Below are 19,783 nucleotides of genomic sequence, written 5' to 3' on the forward strand. Positions count from 1 at the left end.
AGGATGTGTTAGCATGAACGTCAAAGTTTCGGAGGAGAGTTATAGCCACGAGGTAGTTGCAGGTGACCGTAAGATTGTTACATCTGCATCCGTTTTCGGGATTCTCAGGCAGCAACTGGCAAAGAATATTGGCATTAAGAGGATAAAGGGATTTTTATTTCATTATGGCTGGGAAATGGGTGTTAAAATTGCCAATGAAGTGGTGCATACCGAATCCTCACTAGAAAATCTCATCAAACATGGGCCGATTCTCCACATTCAAAATGGGCATATAAGAGGGATTAAACATGATTGCTCTTATGAGTTAGATGAACAAAGCCGGATTCATTATTTCTTTTCATCCGGAACATGGATTGATTCTTATGAGGCTGAGGAGCATATAAAGCATCTCGGAGTATCTAATGGTCCGGTTTGTCACACATTGAGCGGATTTGCGAGCGGTTATATGACAACGATATTTGGAGAATCACTTCTGTCGAGAGAAATCACTTGTGTGGGGAAGGGCGATTCGGAGTGCCGATGGGTGATGAAGCCCAAAAAGGAATGGGAAAAGGAACTGCAAGATGAGCATGAACTCGATTATTATAATGAAACACCGATTGTAAAAGAACTTGAGTTAACCTATGACCAATTATTGGATCAAAAAAATGTCGTCACTCGCTTGGCCAATTTTCAAAACAAATTAACCGAAGAGATTATTAATGGCAGTGATTTGCAAACCCTAGCTGATATGGTATATAAAATGATGCAAATTCCCATTATCGTTGAAGATACGTTACATCGAACGATTACCTATTCAGGGCTATCGAAGGAAAAATATTTGGATTATCGAGAGGATATGGAAAGTTATCTTCAAGAAAATCGATTAAGCACGAAGTCACTTTTACCTTTTAGAAAAAAAGTGATCCAAACTTCGATTCAGGAACGTCTCATCACCCCAATCCTTTTACAAAAAGAAGTAATCGGTTATTGTAGCTTGCTTTATGATGAATTGAAAAATCATCATCACGAAGAGGATTATTTGTTTTTAGACCGATTTGCCAATGCGGCATCACTCATTCTCTTAAATGAGAAAACAAAAGTAGAAACGTTTGAGAGAATGAAGGGAAATTTTCTTGAACAAATAGTAGAGGGCAGGCTGTCTACAAATGAGATCATCAATCGTGGGAAATATACTGGTGTAGATCTTGAGCAGAAATATTATCTATCGGTAGTGGAATATAAAAAAATCCAAAGTTCGATTGAAGATGAGTTTCTTCTGCAGGAACAGATTTTTGAAACGACCTTTCATTATTTCAATGAGAAAAAGCATAATATCTTGGTTGGACACCGGGATGGCAACATGGTGTTATTGATTACCAATGAAACCATTCAAAAGAAAGCGATCTATGATGTGATAAAAGAATACCTCGATTATATGTTAAAAAAATATCCACAAGGTCATTTTAAATGCGGTATCAGCCATTTAGAGGATGATATTTGCCAAGCATCCAGATGTTACGAGGAAGCAACCATTGCTTTACGATTAGCAGTCAAGAAGCATATCGTCCCGTTTCAATCATTAGGAATCGTAGGAGTACTGATTAACGCGAAAAATATCAGTGGGATTAAACTAATTGCAGAGCAAGAATTAGGACCTCTATATAACATGACAGATCCAAAAATCCTCGAACTTCTAAAAACTTTGTATAGTTTTTTGTTGAATGGGGGGAAGCTTGAGCAAACGATGAGTGATTTGTCTTTATCGATGAGCGGGCTCCGGCATAGGATCAGCCGGATCGAAAGCTTTTTAGAAAAAGACCTTCGCGATTCAGATGAAATGCATCAATTACTACTGATTATAAAATCGTTGATTGCCATAGGGGAACTCACATTAGATTAGAGCCATCCGGATTAAGCCGGGTGGTTTTTCTTCTGCCTTTTTCCACCGTTGATTTCTCTGTGATGAACAAATTTTGTCTAGTAAATTAAAAAACATAGACATTTTTTGCCCTAGTATGAAAATTCCAAATTATATAAACTTTATTTACAAGGTTGAAATAGTAAAAACCTAGTTCGATTTCAAATGTAAGCGATGCCAGCTAAATTGACCAACGGACGTTAGTCCATAACCTATTATTTTTCTCAACCAATCAAACAGAAGGGGTGTAGAACGATGGCAAGTTTTGTATTAAAAGGGGAAGATGTCACAGTTAAAGATTTACTAGCCGGAGCGGAACGAATCGGAAAATTGGCAGAGCAAGAAGCATTAGAAGCAGAGAAAAATGCGACTATATCACAAAATGTGGTGAACCTCATCAAAGAAACGCAAATTTCACGGATGATGCTTCCAAAAAAATATGGCGGACCACAGGCAGATTTGAAAACGTTTGCTAAGGTCGTTCGTAAGGTGGCGAATTACAATATTTCAGCAGCTTGGCTTACCTATCTTTATCCGCTTCATAATATGCTTCCAGCTTTTCTTCCTGAAAAGGGTGCAGACGAAATCATTCATCAGGGCGGATTAATTTGCGATATCTTTGCTGCATTAGGAAAAGCAGAACGGGATGGCGATGGTTATCGTATCAGTGGCAAGTGGAGTTTTGTCAGTGGTGTCAATTATAGTGATTGGGTTGGTGTTGGGGTTATGATTCAGTTCCCTGACAGCGAACAACCTGTATATTGTTTGCCAATGCTAAAAACATCCGAGGTGGAAGTGGTCCATAACTGGGATACATTTGGCTTAAGAGGATCAGGCAGTAACCAAATTATTGCCGATCAAGTGTATGTCCCAATGGAGCGGATTTTACGTTTAGATCAAGCAGAGCTTACAAGAAGACCACCGCTAGAAGAATATGACACAGACTATCCTTTTTATCATGTCCCATTCTTTCCTTCCTTCTATTTGGGATTCGGTTACATGGCCCTGGGCGGGGCAGAACGGATACTTAAGGAATTTAAAGTGCTTACTGAAAAACGTGTGCGCTTAATGGATGGAGTAAGGGAAAGTGAGTCACCAAGAAGTCAGCGGGTATTAGCCGAAATGACAACAGATTTCCACGTGGCGGAAGCTTTGCTAGAAAAATATATTAATCTGCTTGAAAACTATGAAACAGATGGCTGTATGACTCCTCCATCTGAATTCTTTGCGATTCGCACAAAAGCGATTAAGATTTGCACGGATATTGCCGTAAGATCTCTGTTAACTCTTGGCGGAGGCGCTCTTTATAAAGGCGGACCAATGGAATTGTTCTTAAGGGATATCATCGCCGTTGCCACACATAAAACTTCTTTATACGAAGATGCGGTTGCTGCATATGGTCAGGAGTTATTTGGTTTTAACAGTGGAGTTAGAGGTTAAATTCGAAGGGTACGAATCATAGATAACAAGCTTTATAGAAATTTTTATCAGAGGAGGATTTTTAAAATGGATGATCGTCAGTTTCGCAGTGCAATGGGTAAGTTTGCCACAGGGGTAACCGTTATTGCAACAGAAGTAGAGGGAGACGTTCACGGAATGACAGCGAATGCGTTCATGTCTGTGTCGCTTGACCCAAAACTTATCGTTATTTCTATCGGAGAAAAGGCAAAAATCTTAAACAAAATAAAAGAAAGCAAGATTTTCACTGTGAATATCTTAGCCGCTGACCAGCAAGAGCTTTCGATGATTTTCGCTGGACAATTGAAGGAGCACAAGGAAGTGGTCTTTGACCGCCTTGATGGAAAGCCGGTATTATCTGGTGCCGTTGCACAAGTTGCATGTGAAGTATCAGCTGAACATGTTGAAGGGGACCACACCTTGTTTATTGGCAAAGTAACGGATATTCACCTTGAAGATGCAGAACCACTGATTTTTTATAATGGAAAGTACCGTTCATTAGTAGAAGTATTGCCTGTGACAATCTAAGGATGATGAGAGGAGACTGTTATGGAAACAATTCATGTAAACCGGAGTAATTTGGCAGAATGGCAGGAAAAGGCGAGGCCAAATGTGATGGCCCTTGGTTGTTTCGACGGTCTCCATCATGGACATTGTGCAGTCATCAATACCGCTTATCAAAAGGCAGGCGAAAAACAAGTGCCTTTAGCTGTCATGAGTTTCTTCCCACATCCGAAAACCGTTATCTCCAATGGGAAAATTCACGTCCATTATTTAATGCCGCTTGCGGAAAAAGAGGCGAAGCTTCGGAACCTGGGAGTCGATACGTTTTATATTGTTGAATTTGATAAAGAGTTTGCCGGATTATCACCAGAACAGTTTGTTACGCAATACTTGAATGGTCTTGGTGTCGTTCATGCAGTCGCAGGATTTGATTTTTCATATGGCTCTCGTGGTGCGGGTAATTTGGAACGGTTAAAACAGGACTCAGGCGGACGAATTGATGTCACCAAGGTAGCAAAGGTAGAGCTCCGGGGCGAGAAAATAAGTTCCACCTGTATTCGTGATCGGCTGTTAAACGGGAAGGTTGCAGAACTGCACGATTTACTCGGTCGATTCTATGAAACTCCATGCGAATGGGATGAAATATCATTCACACTTTACCCCTATTATACTCTTCCAGGTCCAGGAAGCTATAAGGTTACCATAAAAAATGAAAGAGGTTCTTTTCAAACAAAAGTAGCAGTAATGAATGATGGTACAACGCTCAAATGTATCGATGTTATGCCTTTATTTTTAAAGGGGAAACTATCCATTATTTGGCATAAAGAAATAGCTGAGTCTAGGAAATTAAGGATATCTTAAAAAAGGAGAGGATCAAATGGCTAAAATTATTGCAGGCGTCGCAATGTCGCATAGTCCGATGATCATGACAAATGAAGCGGGAGGCGGAGATAAAGGACAGCACTTCCTCCAAACTGCGTCTGAAATGAAAAAGGTAATCGAAGATTCAGGAGCAGACGTGATTGTATTGATATCGGATGATCATTTCAATAGTTATTTCTACGACCAAATGCCTGCATTTACCATTGGGATAGGCGAATGTGAAGGCTGGGGAGACTGGCAGCTGCCGAAATACCATATCCCTGTGCAAGAAGACTTAGCGAAGCATATCCTTCACACCGGTTTAGAAAGCAATGTTGATTTTGCCTTTACGTTAAAAATGAAAGTCGATCATGGCCATACACAAGGAATTTACTTCTTAAATCCAGATTTAAAAATTCCAGTGGTTCCAATAGCTGTGAATACGTCGGCGCCGCCGCTGCCAACGATGGACCGCTGTTTCCAAGTCGGCGAAGTGATTCGTAAAGCGATTGAGTCATGGGATAAAGATCTTAAGGTTGCGATTGTCGCTTCGGGTGGTTTATCTCACTGGGTGCCGATTCCAAAGATTGAGAGTGAAAAACCAGAAGACCAATCCTTGATACAAGTCTTAAAAAATGGCCGTCAGGAAATAGACCAGCTTGATGAATATTTAAAGTTACGGGAAACAAATGTCACACGAATTAAATCAGGGCCCGTTAATGAACAAATGGACCGTGAATTTTTACGATTGATTACCGAGAAGGAATTTACTGCATTAAGAAACTGGAGTGCGGATTATATTGAGGAGCATTTAGGTAATGGCGGTCAGGAAATTCACAACTGGCTGGTCCTGCTTGGTGTACTGCAAAGCTTTGATGCAAGTGTCGCATGCTATGAGCCAATTCCGGAATGGGTAACGGGTATGGCGATTGTTCAGTTTAGTCAGCCGGTTGACCAAAATCATCCTGAACAAGCATCTGAAGACAAAGTAAGCATTTAAGGTTAGCAGCGGGAACCACTCTCGAAATTGAAAGGTTCAACAACATCAGTGATGGAAAAGGTAGAACACCACTATGTAACTATTATTTTTAAAAAGGGGAGATTTAAATGACAATCTGGACAGACTTAGCTGATTTGGAATATAAACTCTATTATGTTAATGCAAGCGATATTAAAACGAGAGTACTAGAAGCTGGAACAGGAGAGCCCTTGATTTTGCTTCATGGTACGGGTGGCCATATTGAGGCTTATGCCCGAAACATTCGAGGGTTAAGTGAACATTTCCGTGTGATTTGCATCGATATGGTTGGACATGGCTATACCGCTAAACCAGATCGCCCATACGGAATTGATTATTATAGCGAGCATTTATTGGGTGTTATTCAAGCATTAGGGTTATCAAAGGTATATCTTTCAGGTGAATCATTAGGTGGCTGGGTCGCTGCCTGGTTTGCAGCTGAACATCCAGAGTATGTGAAAGCAATGGTGTTAAACACGCCAGGCAACGTTAATAACAAACCTGAAGTTATGCAAAAGCTGAAGGACTCCACGTTAAAAGCGGTTCTTGAAGCCAACTATGAAAATGTAAAAACAAGACTTCAGTGGTTAATGTATGATAAGAGCCAAGTAAACGATGAACTAATTGAATCTCGTTACAAAATCTATACACAGCCATCTTACCAAGAGGCCGTTCATCATATCGTCTGCCTGCAGGATATTGAAGTTAGAAAGCTGTACAGCTGGGATCCATCATGGTGCGGTAAAATCAATGTTCCGACATTGTTAGCATGGACAGACCATGATCCAACTTCAACCGTTGAAGAAGCCAAACCGATTCAGGATATGATTCCAAATAGTGAGTTGGTTGTCATCAAAGATGCCGGACACTGGCCGCAGTGGGAGAAACCTGAAGAGTTTAACACTGTATTAATAGACTTCTTATTGAAAAATGGAAAAGAAGCTGCTAATCAAAACGACGCATCCTTGGTAACAAAATAATAAGACGACACTTTGAGAGCGCTATTGATTGATTCATAGGTTAACAGTTTTTGAATCTATGAAATAGTGCTTTATTTTTTTACAAAAGGAGTTTTTACTATGAGCAATCAAGTCATTCATCGTGTTCAACATGTATATGAGCTTTTGCAGCAGGCAGAAGCTGCTAAGCAATCCATTACACCACTTACTGATTTGTATCAAGAATTATCCGTTGATGAGGCGTATCAAGTCCAACTTCTCGCAATTAATGAGAAGGTTGGAGATGGACAGCGTATTGTTGGGAAAAAAATTGGGCTAACCTCTGTTGCCATGCAGCAGCTGTTAGGTGTGGATCAACCAGATTACGGCCATCTATTGGATTCTATGGAAGTAAGTAATAACGGGATCATCAGCTTAGATGCCATGTTCCAGCCAAAGGTAGAAGGCGAGATTGCCTTTGTTCTCAGCAAGGATTTGAAAGGTCCATCTGTAACTATTGAGGATGTCCTAGATGCGACAGAGTATATAGCCCCAGCCTTAGAAATCGTCGACAGCCGGATAACCGACTGGAAGATTACCTTAGCAGACACGATTGCCGATAATGCATCAAGCGGATTGTTTGTTATTGGTGAGGAGCGATTCTCGTTAACGGATATTGACTTACCATCGATTGAAATGAATTTGTTTAAAAATGGTGTACTGATCAATACAGGATATGGTTCAGATGTACTAGGCCATCCTGCCAAATGTGTGGCCTGGCTGGCAAATAAGTTATCCGAATACCAGGTTGTTTTGAAAGCAGGAGAAGTGATTTTATCAGGGGCATTATCTGCAGCAGTAGTGGCCGAAAAAGGGGATCGGTTCACTGCTGGATTTTCACATATTGGTAAGGTGGAAGTTACATTTAAGTAATGACCTAAAAGGACTTTTTCATTGATGGGGTGGAAAGGACTTGAAGTCAAACTGGTATCATTCTATGAAAACGAACGAGGGAAAAAGGGAGAAATTTCAAGGAGGTCCTTATATGGAGCAAAAGAAAAGTGCAGTATCAAAAAAAACATGGGTGATCATCTTCCTGTTATTTTTATTAACGGTCATTAGTAATGCAGATAAGGCGATTATTGGGTTTGCCTCAGTATCAATTATCAAGGAATTAGGATTATCGCCAGAGCAATGGGGAGTTGTCGGGAGTGCTTTCTTCTTACTATATTCGCTTTCAGCTGTTTTAGGCGGCAGTCTTGCGGATAAATTTGGAGCGAAAAAAGTCATTGCTGGTATGGTCGCAATTTGGTCCATCGTTCAATTCTCAACGATCTTTGTCAGCAGCTTTACTTATTTATTGGTAACAAGAATCATATTAGGGGCTGGGGAAGGACCTTCCTACGCTTTAGCGATGACAGCTGCCTCAAAGTATCTTCCAAAGGAAAAATTGGGGATTGGATTAACCTTGGTTTCAGTGGGCGGACCGCTTGGTGTCGCCATTTCAGCGCCGGTCTTAATGCATCTCATCATGAGTTATGGATGGCGCTCGGCGTTTATCTCAACTGGAGTAGTAGGCTTTATTTGGATTATCGTGTGGTTATGGATCGCAAAAGAGAAAGCGGTTACAGATACTGAGTTGGTTGTAGCAAAAGGCAGTGCCCAGTTATCCACTATCCAAAACGAAACAAAATTCACCTCTGCCTTGTTTTCAAAAAATTTCATCTTCGTTGCCTTATGTGGTTTTGCCACTTATTGGTCCTTTACGATTGGGCTGAACTGGCTTCCTAATTATTTGGAAAATGTCCGCCACCTCAGCGAAGGTACGTTAAAAATTGTCGTCGCATTGCCTTGGATTATGATTACTCTTTCGCAAATTACCTTTTCAACCCTTTCTGACCGACTTTATCATAAGACGAAAAGTATGGTAAAGGGACGGATTTTTGTCCTTGGACCAGTAATGTTAGCTGGAGCAGTCAGCTACTTTTTCGGAGCAATGGTTAGCTCTAATCTTCTTGCCATTGTATTATTATCACTTGGGTTAACATTTGGATGTATTACCTTGGTTATGGGACCAGCGATTCTAGTAGATTTGGTTGCACCTAAACATCAAGGTAAAATTCAAGGGTGGTTTATGGCGATTACTTCATTGGGTGGGATTGTTGGACCCTATGTAACAGGTTATTTCATTGAACACTCAGCAAGTCCAGCCGTTGGATTCCAGTATGCGTTCCAGTTATGCGGGCTAATCCTTCTTGTTTTCGGTGGACTAGTTTGGCTGGCCGTCCGTCCTAAAAAGATTGAAAATTCCGACCTATCAAATGCAAATACATCAAATGTCATGTGAAATATAGTAAAATGCACAAAAAGCGAACAGTGCCTGGCACTGTTCGCTTTTTATACGAATCGATTGCGACCCGCTAACATCCCAAATACCATAACGACTAAAGAAATAAGGATGAGTGCACTAAGTGGAACTGTCCATAAATGGGTCTGATCAAATAAATATCCAATAAAAAAGGGGCCCGCTGCTGCAAGGATATATCCAGTTGATTGTGCCATTCCAGATAACTCTGCAGCCTGGCTGGCATTCTTGGTGCGAAGTCCAATATAGGTTAGAGATAATGGAAAGATTCCTCCCAAAGCCATCCCAATGAAAATAATGCTAGCAATTAAAATGGGATAGGATGAGCCCAACAGTAAACCTCCATAACCAATAATTGAGCATAGGCTTAACAGGAATGCGATCCATTTTTGTGATTGAAAACGTCCTGCAATGACAGGGATGAAGAAACTGAAGGGTAGTCCGACTATTTGGGTGATTGAAAGCAGCCATCCTGCTTTCTCCATACTCATTCCTTGACTATGCAGGATTTCTGGTAACCAAGAAATCGTTACATAAAATAAAAAAGACTGAAACCCCATAAAAATGGCGATTTGCCACGCAAGTGGTGAACGCCAGATTTGATTAGATTTAGAACTAAGCCTTTTTATATCTGTTTGACTTCCATGATTATATTTGAAAAGAAAGGCCCACACCAAGATAGCTAGCACGATCGGAATACACCAAACAATTAAAGCTCCCTGCCAGCCAAGGTGCATGCCGTCTGCTAAAGGAACACTAACTCCTGATGCTAATGAGGCAAACAATCCCATTGAGGTAGAATAAACACTTGTCATAAGACCGAAGTGCTGTGGGAATTTGTCCTTTGCGATGGCTGGTAAAAGAACATTGCCAACGGCTATACCCACTCCAATAAAAAGAGTCCCCTTAAAAAGGAAAAACGTCATTGGGATGGATCTTAGACCTATACCGATTAATAGAGTGAACAAACCTATAAGCAAAGTCACCTCATTTGTTAATCGATTGGCGAGCTTTGGTACGATGGGTGACATGATGGAAAAAACAAGTAATGGCAAACTCATTAATAAACCTGTACTCCAATGTGCTAGTCCTACATCTTCCTGAATCATTCCAACTAACGGCCCTAATGATGTGATGGCGGGGCGCAAATTAAATGCTACTAGTATAATCCCCGTAACGAGCCAAAATACATAGGTCGATTTTGTTTGAGTATATGATTTTAGTAACTCCACTAATAGAACCTCCCACTCTTAAAACAAACTTTTTAAAGTATATCATAGTGAACAGAGAAGGAGTTAAATGTAACAGAGCTACTTCCATATTTTTCAGAAGAAGGGCCCCAATTTTACAATCTGTGCTAAAAAGGAAGAAAAGAAGAAAGGAAGGAAGGGAAGTTTCACACGACAAGATTAATTTCATTAGACCGAAAAAGAAACAATCGAGTCATGGATTTTTTACATAAGGCTAGTGCAAAAGTGGTGGAGATTGCTCAAGAAAGAACCATTGATACAATCATCAATGGAAAAAATGAGGGTTGGAAGATGGAGGTTGATATGCAAAAGACCACTAAACAAGCCTTCATACAAATATGCCACTTTCATAGAAATGATTCGATACAAAGCAGAACGACATGGAATTCAAGTCATTAACCGAGAAGAAAGCTAGATAAAAGTTTAGCGGTAAGCACCTTACAAGTTCTTGCCTATTAAAACCTCATCCAGAGAAATGACTCTATGATGTAACTCTTCATTCGAATCTAAAACTCCTATTACCATTTGATTGTCTTCTGTTATTGTGGCATATCTGAAATGTTTATCCCCGTTAATGAGTAAAGCAGTTACCTGTTTTGCCTCCATCTTGGCAAAGACATTTTCTGTGTACTCAAGTGGTAGAAAATCATCCAATCCTTCTGTTGGTCGACCAACCCATTTAAACAGGAAATCTTTAATTGCAAATTGCTCAATCATCGATAAATTTTTCTTGAATGTTAGCTTATCCACAGTTACTGTTTTCACTTTAATCACTCCTCAAATAGTAAATAAAGTTTATACTTTCAAATGCCTAACATCAACTGTATTACAGTGACAGAATATTTACATTTTGATTTCGGGTTATTTCAAATAAGGAATTAGATAAATCATTTTTTTAATAATTGCCACTGGATTTACTTGATGAAGCTCATATTTGCTATGGTTAGTTTCTAATTAAGCTAACAATGGTTTTCTTCCATTTTTAAATTTTTATAAGCCGAAAAAATACAAGTTTTTATTCACCACTTGTACATTTTCGGCTTATTTTCATTCAATAAATATACTGCCATAACCAGCATTTTCTAATTACCAATAATAAATATTATGCGGATTGCTTTTGGTTTCTTCTTGCGCGACTTTCCTTTTTATTTGATTTTGATTTTCCTCTTGATTTAGACACTCTAAATAATAGTACAAATCCCGCACTCAACAATAAAGCCCATACTAGTGCGAATTTATTACCACTTAAATATATACCTATACTAGGTATCAACAGAAGTACGATGCTTTTCAGATAATAATTTACTTTAGGATTAATGACGATGAAAACTGATATCATAACAAGCAACGAAGTTTTGATATTATTCCCCATAAAGGAGTGATTAGTGTAATTAACGTAAAAGTAATACCCAAACGCTCCTAAAATTGCTAATAAGGAAAGATAAAATCTCATAAACGAACTTTTATAAAACAGAATCCAAACGGCAATTAAATTAATACCTGCACATATTCCTAGTACAAATAATGTATGATAAAACGTAAAATTACCAATAGGATCTTTCATAAAATTCCAAATGAAATTGAAGTTGTAACAAACAGCTGCTACTACAAATATCTTAAAGACTAGTTTTAATGAGATCATCCTCCCTTTCTTTTTCTTATTTGAGGATCTGGATCTGGATGGTGAATCTACTCTCGCTTCGCCATCTTCATCTTCATCTACTTTTTTCTTTTTCCATCCCATAATCCATTGTTTAAATCCTCTTTCTTCCGGTTCCTCTTCTGTTTTTTGTCTAGTAGCGTAATCTCTTTCTTTATATTCTTCATCATCAACTTTTTCTAATTGTTGGTTCGAATTTGAATGAAAATCCAATGTTTATTCACCTCAAAAATATTTTTTAATTATTATAAAATTATTTAGATATAAGTAGTAATTTCTAAGCTCCTTTTTTAATAGAACGTTCCCTCAAGTGTACCACTATTAAATTAGTTTACCAGATACACTTTTTTCTACGGCTTACAAAAGGGTACATTAATTAAAAAATGAAAATAACACATTCTATTATGAGTTGAGGACATATGTCCTATTCAAACTACTTGGAAATAGCCTTTAATATAGTAGAGAAATCTAAATTAGGGGAGAAAACAATGAAGGGGATTATCTTTGCATTATTAGGCGGGGCATTTATTACCCTACAAGGGATTGCCAATACACGGATTAGTGAAGACATTGGCACGTGGCAAGCAGCAACTATTACCCAGTTCACTGGTTTTATAATGGCTCTCATTATCTTCATGTTCGTTCGAGACGGAAAAGGGCAAGGCTTCAAACAAGTGAAGCCATTATATTTGATTGGGGGCGCCTTTGCAGCGATTGTTATTTTCAGTAATGTCACCTCTATTCAGAGAATCGGTGTGACCCTTAGTATTTCGGCGATCCTGATAGCACAGCTTACGCTGACATTTATCATAGACAGTTACGGATGGTTTGGTCTGGAAAAGCAGAAGATGAAGCTGCCACAGTTTATCGGCATTGGGATGATGATCGTTGGTGTGGTGATACTAAGGTCTTAATAAGTGTCTTTTGGAATGTAGAAGGTGAAAGGCGGAGGGTGAAAAAGAGTGAAAGAACTGAATGATCAGGAGCAATTGGACGCGTATATCCAGACATATCAACTAGAATCGATCTTTCATGAATCATTAATTCCCCATTTGTCGCTGTACAGCTTTGAGCAAGGCGAGCTCATTTGTTCCCAGGGTGAAGCATCACAGTATTTGTATGTACTAGTAAAAGGGAAGGTTAAAATCTACACCAGCTCGCCAGAAGGTAATACACTCATTCTTTCTTTTAAGAAACCGCTTGAAGTGATCGGCGATATTGAGTATGTACGGGGCATTGACATTATTAACACAGTTGAGGCGGTATCGCCTGTTTGGATGATTGGTATTCACCATCGTTGGTTAAAGAAATATGGAAGTGACCATGCACCGCTCCTGCAATTTTTATTGGATATTATTACGAGGAAGTTCCAACTGAAAAACCATTCGATGAGCTTTAATATCATGTATCCCGTAGAGGTGCGCTTGGCTAGTTACCTATTGTCTGTATCCTTTGATGAATCCGATTCACTTAATAAAAACCAACTTAGCATCAGTATCAAGGATGCCGCCAATTTAATTGGCACGAGCTATCGTCATTTAAATCGGGTCATCACACAATTTTGTGAAGATGGTCTAATTGAGCGTAATCGAGGTTCCATTTTAGTTAAGGACAGGAATGGATTAAGGGATCTCGCCGGGGGTAATATTTACGAATAGCCTTAAAAAATATCAACACAAGGGAGAGAAATCGGATGATTCTAGGATTATTGTTTGCGATTATTGCCGGTTCGCTGGTAGCTTTGCAAAATATTTTTAACAGTAAAGTTAATGAACGGGCGGGATCTTGGGCAACGACTACCTTAGTATTAGGGATGGGATTCTTTGCTTCATTGACGTTTGGGCTCCTCTTTGAAGGGGGAAAGTTATTTCACTTACAAAATATGCAGACTTGGTACTGGTTCAGCGGTCTGATCGGAGTGGGAGTGGTTGTTTGTCTCGTTCAAGGGATCAAGCGGCTGGGACCAACCTATGCCATCGCTATCGCACTGACATCACAGCTCGTGGTTGCTCTATTAGGGGACACATTAGGCTGGCTAGGTCTGAATAAGGTTCCGTTTACTTTCAATCAGTTGGTCGGTGTGCTGGTTATTGTCGGCGGGATTGTCGTATTTAAATTTGGCGGCAGCGGTGAGGGTCATAAGGTACCAAAACTCACTTGGCCTTTTGCGAAAGGGAATAAAATATCTGAACTTCAAAAGTAGTTAAAGAGGGGTACAACTAAACAAACGTTTGAAACAAACCAAAGAAAGAATGAACTTGTGGATAAGGTGGTCCAACTTGCAGATAGATCAATTCCATTTGCGAAATGCCCAAAATAAGCCGTTCCTGTACAAGACATAAATCTTGTACAGGAACGGCTTATTTTGTTTGATCATACCATCTCCAAAAAAAGCAAGAAAATATTAATTATTAAAAAAATATTTTTTTATTTTAGACTTTTTGTAGTTTTTTGTGTAATCAAGTAGGTTTGCTAATAAAGTAAAAAACAGAGCCTGCAAAGTGTTCTGATTAAGATACAAAACATGCTTACACAAATAAGGGGGAGTTTTTCTATGAAAAGATTTGGGTTGGCTACACAAATATTTATTGCTCTTATACTCGGGATTATCGTTGGTGTCATTTTTTACGGTAACGAGACAGCGATAGCCATTTTAGGTCCTATGGGGGACATTTTTATCCATCTGATTAAGATGATAGTAGTGCCAATTGTCATCGCTGCATTAATCGTATCAATTGCCGGTGTGGGCGACATCAAAAAATTAGGAAAGTTAGGCGGAAAAACTCTTCTTTATTTTGAAAGCGTTACAACTTTAGCTATTGCGATTGGATTATTGGCGGCAAATCTATTTCAGCCGGGGGCTGGTGTAGATACAAGCAGTCTTAAGGCAAATGACATTTCAAAGTATGAAGAAACAATGGAAACGACTGGAGCTCCGAGTGTAGCAGATACGATTGTACATCTTGTTCCGACAAACGTATTTGAATCTATCACTAAAGGTGATTTACTTCCAATTATTTTCTTTATTGTTTTCTTAGGATTGGGAATTGCAGCAATAGGAGAAAAAGGAAAGCCTGTTCTGACATTTTTTGAAGGTATATTAGAAGCAATGTTTTGGGTAACGAATCTTATTATGAAATTTGCTCCTGTTGGAGTATTTGCACTCATTGGGGTGAACGTTGCAAAATTTGGCGCTGCCTCGTTACTTCCTTTGGGAAAACTGGTGCTGGCTGTTTACGTAACAATGGTATTTTTTGTCCTCGTTGTTCTTGGTGTTATTGCGAAAATCTCTGGGACAAGCATTTTTCTTCTCATGAAGGTACTTAAAGATGAGTTGATTCTGGCGTTTACAACCGCAAGCTCTGAAGCCGTTTTACCAAGAATTATGGATAAGATGGAGAAGTTTGGCTGCCCAAAATCAATCACTTCCTTTGTCATCCCGACTGGCTATACCTTTAACCTGGATGGCTCATCCATCTATCAGGCTCTTGCTTCACTTTTCGTAGCACAAATGTATGGAATTCATTTATCCATCATGCAGCAAATTACGTTGCTGCTTGTGTTAATGCTTACATCAAAAGGAATGGCTGGTGTTCCTGGTGCGTCGTTTGTGGTCATTTTAACCACACTTGGTACAATGGGACTTCCTTTAGAAGGCGTTGCTTTCATTGCAGGTATTGATCGTATTTTGGATATGATTAGGACGGCAGTTAACGTACTGGGAAATTCATTGGCGACAATCGTGATGTCAAAATGGGAAGGACAATTTGACCAAGAAAAAGCAAATCAATATGTGGACTCCTTTAAAGAGTCTAAAGAGTCTAAAGAGTCAAATGTAGCATAATTTTATTGAGCATAGGAGGGAATATCATGTTAGCTTCCAAGGAAAGTACTCAAGTACGAATAGAAAAGGACTTTTTAGGATCAAAAGAAATCCCGGCAGATGCTTATTACGGCATACAAACACTAAGGGCAGTTGAAAATTTCCCGATTACTGGCTATCGTGTTCATGAGCAGTTAGTTAAAGCATTGGCTATTGTCAAAAAAGCGGCTGCTTTAGCCAATATGGATACAACACGTTTATATGATGGAATCGGCAAGGTCATTGTACAGGCAGCAGATGAAATTATAGAAGGTAAGTGGCATGAACACTTTATCGTGGACCCCATTCAAGGTGGCGCAGGAACATCGATGAATATGAACATGAATGAAATCATTGCTAACCGTGCACTTGAATTACTTGGGAAAGAAAAAGGCGAGTACAAGCATGTGAGTCCGAATAGTCATGTGAATATGTCTCAATCTACAAATGATGCGTTTCCGACCGCGATCCATATTGCTACACTTCAGTTAATGGAAAAGCTATTGGATAAGATGCATCAAATGCTGGCCGTTTTTAAACAGAAAGCGCAGCAATTTGATCATGTAATTAAAATGGGACGAACCCATCTTCAGGATGCCGTTCCAATCCGTCTTGGCCAGGAGTTTGAAGCCTACAGCCGTGTCCTAGAGCGCGATATAAAACGGATCCAGCAATCACGTCAGCATTTATATGAAATCAATATGGGGGCAACGGCAGTGGGTACAGGTTTAAATGCAGATCCCCGTTATATCGAAAATGTGGTTAAGCACATAGCCGCTATTTCCGAATTGCCGCTTTTTGGGGCTGAACATCTTGTCGATGCCACTCAAAATACGGATGCTTACACGGAGGTATCGGCCGCACTGAAAGTATGTATGATGAACATGTCCAAAATCGCCAATGATTTAAGGTTAATGGCATCAGGTCCCCGTGCAGGACTTGGGGAAATCACCTTACCAGCCCGTCAGCCTGGTTCATCTATTATGCCGGGGAAGGTGAACCCGGTCATGGCGGAGCTGATCAACCAGGTTGCCTTTCAAGTTATTGGCAATGATCATACCATTTGCCTGGCTTCCGAAGCAGGACAGCTTGAATTAAATGTAATGGAACCTGTGCTTGTCTTTAACTTGCTTGAATCAATCAGCATCATGAACAATGCATTCCGTACGTTTACGGATTACTGCCTGGCAGGGATTGAAGCAAATACGGAACAGTTAAAAGAATATGTTCAAAAAAGTGTGGGAGTCATTACGGCTGTTAATCCCCATATTGGATATGAAGTAGCAGCGCGTATTGCAAGAGAGGCAATTTTAACGGGTAAACCAGTACGTGAATTATGCTTGCAATATGATGTATTGACAGAGGAAGAGCTTGATCTGATTTTAAACCCTTACGAAATGACAAACCCAGGCATTTCCGGAGCATCGCTTTTGGACAGAGGATAAACTTTATCTTTTAACAACGAAGTTGTCTTTTGTTTTTCACCATTGTATACTTTTCTAAACCTCATAACGAATTCAATATAGGTGGTATTTGCCTGTGTTGGATTCGTTATTTATGTTTATATCTGTTTAAAATCTTAGGAAGTGAATCGTTTGAAAATCAATCAATTGTTTGAGAGGAATTTATATACTTTCATTTTTGTTATAGTTGCTGTTCCGTTAGCGGGAGAGCTAAAATTTTATCCTTTTCATGATACCTTCCGTGTTAGTCTGGGTACGCCCATTATATTCTTTTCACTATTATTTTTGCGGGGCATTTCACCTATTTTACTAGGTATTGGCACAGCGCTGTCTATTTTTTCCTTTCGGGTAGGATTGGACTGGCTTACACAGGATCATTTCGATTTGTTCGCTTCCGTACAAACACGCTATCCTTCCTCCCTTTATTATTTTGCGTTCGTGTTCCTGTTTTACTTATTAAAAATAAATCAGTTCCACAACCGTCCTTGGATTATAGGAGTATTAGGCATTACCATTGAAATCATAGCCAGTTTAACGGAACTGATGTTTCGGCATGTGGCTGTTGGAGACTATTTGACTTTGTCAAAACTAGTCCAGATCTTTATCATAGCCATTTTCCGAAGCTTTTTTGTGCTTTCCTTCTTTAGTATGATGAAGTTATATGAAGGGAAAATAAGAGAGAGGCAAATTCGTCAAAAGAATCAGTATTTATTAATGTTGTTATCCAATTTGTATGTGGAATCCGTTCAGCTAAAAAAAGTATTGCAAAACGCGGAAAATACTACAATCACATCGTACGATTTATATCGGGACTTAAATAATCATATGAAACAAACAGGAATTTCCTTGGAGGAATTTAGCAAAAGGGCTTTACGGATTGCTGGAGAAGTACATGATATAAAAAAAGACAATCAACGGATTTTTGCAGGACTATTCAAGTTGATTGAAGATGAAAAGTTTTCAGATTACATGGATATACATGAACTTGTCCTGATCATTATTAGAACAAATGAAAAATACGCAAGCTCATTAGGAAAGAAGATTGAATTTCGCTATAAAATTAATGGTGAACATCCGGAATATCATGCATATCTCGTTTTATCGTTGATCAATAATTTAGTGGCAAATGCGGTAGAAGCTATTAAGGAGAAAGGAACAATAGCTATTTATTTAAAGCTGGTAAATCAGTTTGTATGGTTTCAAGTAGAGGATAATGGTCCCGGAGTTCCCGAAAAGTATAAAAGCTTGATTTTTAAACCAGGGTATACTTTAAAATTTGATCAGGCAGGCACGCCATCAACAGGTATTGGTCTTTCCTATGTACAAGAAATTACCGAAGAACTTGGGGGATGTGTTGATCTCCAAAATACTGTAGAAAATTCGGGAGCACTTTTTACCATAAAAATTCCGTTATATAGCCTAGTTGAAAGAGGGTAAACTTTATGAATTTTTATATCGTTGATGATGATGAGGTGCATCGTTCCATGCTGGCACAAATAATCGAGGATGAGGATCTGGGAGATATTATCGGAGAAGCCGAAGATGGCTTCATGCTCGAAAAAAACTTAATGATCCTTAAGTATGTGGATATTCTATTTATCGATTTGTTAATGCCTGTTTGTGATGGACTTGAAACCATTCGCCGCTTAAAAGGGGAATTCTTAGGTAAAATTATTATGATTTCACAAGTGGAATCAAAAGAATTAATAGGTGAAGCCTATTCCCTTGGTGTTGAGTACTATATTTCAAAACCAATTAATCGCATTGAAGTGTTAAGCGTTATTCGAAAAGTAATGGAGCGAATCCAGTTAGAAAAGTCGATTTCAGAGATTCAAAAATCATTAAATACCGTGTTTAATTTACAGCAGCCAAAACAGGAAACGGCAAATGTATTGAAGAAAACTAGTATTGTAACGGCTGGAGAGTTTCTCTTATCTGAATTAGGTATCTTAGGTGAAAACGGCAGCAAAGATTTACTGGATATCCTCCAATATTTAGATCAATATGAACAACATCATACGTTCGAACAATTTCCTCCGCTTAAAGAGATTTTTGTGCAAATTACTTTAAGAAAGCTTGGGACGCCCGCGGCACAAATTGATATCCAGCGGGAAGTAAAAGCCTCTGAACAACGGGTACGAAGAACGATTTACCAATCGTTAAATCATTTAGCTTCGCTCGGTTTATCAGATTTCTCCAACGCTAAGTTCGAAAATTATGCTTCTAAGTTTTTTGATTTTACGATTGTACGCAAGAAGATGACAGAATTACAAAAGAATCCTAAAGCTACTGCTTCCAGTACACGAATTAATACGAAAAAATTTATTCAAGTTCTTTATTTCGAATCGAAGAGGCTCATTCAAGAGGATTAATTGCAGAACTCTAAAATGGCCTTTTTTTCTTTTTTATGTGCTTCTGGCTATAGATGAAGGCACCCCAAATTGGAACTTTAAATTATTAACAAATAAAGGTTACCTCTCCCTCCTGCTTACCTGTCATATGTA

Annotated in this window: 18 protein-coding genes; 15 read left to right on the plus strand and 3 right to left on the minus strand. The window is 39.0% G+C overall.

What is annotated here, in order from left to right:
• The first annotated feature begins 13 nt into the window (after nt 1-13).
• The 8 genes from J7E67_RS07310 (at nt 14) to J7E67_RS07345 (ending at nt 9,026) form a co-directional block, all read left to right on the plus strand.
• Nucleotides 14-1,882, plus strand: coding sequence for a XylR N-terminal domain-containing protein (locus J7E67_RS07310; protein ID WP_214715839.1), 1,869 nt, complete (start codon nt 14-16; stop codon nt 1,880-1,882).
• 273 nt (nt 1,883-2,155) lie between these two features.
• Complete coding sequence (locus tag J7E67_RS07315) at nt 2,156-3,340, plus strand: acyl-CoA dehydrogenase family protein (protein WP_214715838.1); 1,185 nt, start codon at nt 2,156-2,158, stop codon at nt 3,338-3,340.
• 66 nt (nt 3,341-3,406) lie between these two features.
• A complete protein-coding gene (locus J7E67_RS07320) occupies nt 3,407-3,886 on the plus strand; it encodes a flavin reductase family protein (RefSeq protein WP_168241969.1) in 480 nt (159 codons plus the stop codon).
• Nucleotides 3,887-3,907: 21 nt separating this feature from the next.
• A complete protein-coding gene (locus J7E67_RS07325) occupies nt 3,908-4,723 on the plus strand; it encodes an FAD synthetase family protein (RefSeq protein WP_214715835.1) in 816 nt (271 codons plus the stop codon).
• A 16-nt stretch (nt 4,724-4,739) separates the two neighbouring features.
• Nucleotides 4,740-5,723 carry a DODA-type extradiol aromatic ring-opening family dioxygenase gene (locus J7E67_RS07330; protein WP_214715833.1) on the plus strand — a complete coding sequence of 328 codons (984 nt, stop codon included), beginning with the start codon at nt 4,740-4,742 and terminating at the stop codon, nt 5,721-5,723.
• A 107-nt stretch (nt 5,724-5,830) separates the two neighbouring features.
• Nucleotides 5,831-6,721: an alpha/beta fold hydrolase gene (locus tag J7E67_RS07335; protein WP_214715831.1), complete on the plus strand. Its 891-nt coding sequence runs from the start codon at nt 5,831-5,833 to the stop codon at nt 6,719-6,721.
• Between the two features lie 99 nt (nt 6,722-6,820).
• Nucleotides 6,821-7,612, plus strand: a complete 792-nt coding sequence (locus J7E67_RS07340; RefSeq protein ID WP_214715829.1) for a 2-keto-4-pentenoate hydratase — start codon at nt 6,821-6,823, stop codon at nt 7,610-7,612.
• Between the two features lie 112 nt (nt 7,613-7,724).
• Entirely contained in the window at nt 7,725-9,026 is a 1,302-nt protein-coding gene (locus J7E67_RS07345) for an MFS transporter (RefSeq protein WP_214715827.1), read from the plus strand.
• A gap of 50 nt (nt 9,027-9,076) precedes the next feature.
• Here J7E67_RS07345 and J7E67_RS07350 read toward each other — a convergent pair whose 3' ends face one another.
• The 3 genes from J7E67_RS07350 to J7E67_RS07360 form a co-directional block, all read right to left on the minus strand.
• Entirely contained in the window at nt 9,077-10,276 is a 1,200-nt protein-coding gene (locus J7E67_RS07350) for a CynX/NimT family MFS transporter (RefSeq protein ID WP_214715825.1), read from the minus strand.
• Nucleotides 10,277-10,732: 456 nt separating this feature from the next.
• Nucleotides 10,733-11,059: a CBS domain-containing protein gene (locus J7E67_RS07355; protein WP_214715824.1), complete on the minus strand. Its 327-nt coding sequence runs from the start codon at nt 11,057-11,059 to the stop codon at nt 10,733-10,735.
• Between the two features lie 337 nt (nt 11,060-11,396).
• Nucleotides 11,397-12,167 (minus strand): hypothetical protein, encoded by a 771-nt coding sequence (locus J7E67_RS07360; protein ID WP_214715823.1) that lies wholly within the window; start codon nt 12,165-12,167, stop codon nt 11,397-11,399.
• Between the two features lie 275 nt (nt 12,168-12,442).
• On the opposite strand from J7E67_RS07360, the gene J7E67_RS07365 reads away from it, so the two are divergent.
• From J7E67_RS07365 to J7E67_RS07395, 7 genes are all read left to right on the plus strand, one after another.
• The gene (locus J7E67_RS07365) at nt 12,443-12,868 is read left to right on the plus strand and encodes a DMT family transporter (RefSeq protein ID WP_214715822.1); all 426 of its coding nucleotides are present in this window, start codon (nt 12,443-12,445) and stop codon (nt 12,866-12,868) included.
• Nucleotides 12,869-12,916: 48 nt separating this feature from the next.
• A complete protein-coding gene (locus tag J7E67_RS07370) occupies nt 12,917-13,612 on the plus strand; it encodes a Crp/Fnr family transcriptional regulator (protein WP_214715821.1) in 696 nt (231 codons plus the stop codon).
• A gap of 35 nt (nt 13,613-13,647) precedes the next feature.
• Nucleotides 13,648-14,157, plus strand: a complete 510-nt coding sequence (locus J7E67_RS07375; protein ID WP_214715820.1) for a DMT family transporter — start codon at nt 13,648-13,650, stop codon at nt 14,155-14,157.
• 351 nt (nt 14,158-14,508) lie between these two features.
• Nucleotides 14,509-15,798: a cation:dicarboxylate symporter family transporter gene (locus J7E67_RS07380; RefSeq protein WP_214715819.1), complete on the plus strand. Its 1,290-nt coding sequence runs from the start codon at nt 14,509-14,511 to the stop codon at nt 15,796-15,798.
• Between the two features lie 26 nt (nt 15,799-15,824).
• Nucleotides 15,825-17,261, plus strand: coding sequence for an aspartate ammonia-lyase (gene aspA / locus J7E67_RS07385; protein WP_214715817.1), 1,437 nt, complete (start codon nt 15,825-15,827; stop codon nt 17,259-17,261).
• Nucleotides 17,262-17,402: 141 nt separating this feature from the next.
• Complete coding sequence (locus tag J7E67_RS07390) at nt 17,403-18,716, plus strand: sensor histidine kinase (RefSeq protein WP_308160660.1); 1,314 nt, start codon at nt 17,403-17,405, stop codon at nt 18,714-18,716.
• Nucleotides 18,717-18,721: 5 nt separating this feature from the next.
• Entirely contained in the window at nt 18,722-19,651 is a 930-nt protein-coding gene (locus tag J7E67_RS07395; protein ID WP_214715813.1) for a response regulator, read from the plus strand.
• Nucleotides 19,652-19,783: the final 132 nt, after the last annotated feature.

Source organism: Bacillus sp. ISL-46 (assembly GCF_018613205.1).

Coding starts and splice junctions, on each gene's coding strand:
- J7E67_RS07310 (WP_214715839.1), top strand. CDS start 14: ATGAACGTCAAAGTTTCGGAGGAGAGTTATAGCCACGAGGTAGTTGCA.
- J7E67_RS07325 (WP_214715835.1), top strand. CDS start 3,908: ATGGAAACAATTCATGTAAACCGGAGTAATTTGGCAGAATGGCAGGAA.
- J7E67_RS07365 (WP_214715822.1), top strand. CDS start 12,443: ATGAAGGGGATTATCTTTGCATTATTAGGCGGGGCATTTATTACCCTA.
- J7E67_RS07320 (WP_168241969.1), top strand. CDS start 3,407: ATGGATGATCGTCAGTTTCGCAGTGCAATGGGTAAGTTTGCCACAGGG.
- J7E67_RS07340 (WP_214715829.1), top strand. CDS start 6,821: ATGAGCAATCAAGTCATTCATCGTGTTCAACATGTATATGAGCTTTTG.
- J7E67_RS07345 (WP_214715827.1), top strand. CDS start 7,725: ATGGAGCAAAAGAAAAGTGCAGTATCAAAAAAAACATGGGTGATCATC.
- J7E67_RS07375 (WP_214715820.1), top strand. CDS start 13,648: ATGATTCTAGGATTATTGTTTGCGATTATTGCCGGTTCGCTGGTAGCT.
- J7E67_RS07380 (WP_214715819.1), top strand. CDS start 14,509: ATGAAAAGATTTGGGTTGGCTACACAAATATTTATTGCTCTTATACTC.
- J7E67_RS07395 (WP_214715813.1), top strand. CDS start 18,722: ATGAATTTTTATATCGTTGATGATGATGAGGTGCATCGTTCCATGCTG.
- J7E67_RS07335 (WP_214715831.1), top strand. CDS start 5,831: ATGACAATCTGGACAGACTTAGCTGATTTGGAATATAAACTCTATTAT.
- J7E67_RS07315 (WP_214715838.1), top strand. CDS start 2,156: ATGGCAAGTTTTGTATTAAAAGGGGAAGATGTCACAGTTAAAGATTTA.
- J7E67_RS07330 (WP_214715833.1), top strand. CDS start 4,740: ATGGCTAAAATTATTGCAGGCGTCGCAATGTCGCATAGTCCGATGATC.
- aspA (WP_214715817.1), top strand. CDS start 15,825: ATGTTAGCTTCCAAGGAAAGTACTCAAGTACGAATAGAAAAGGACTTT.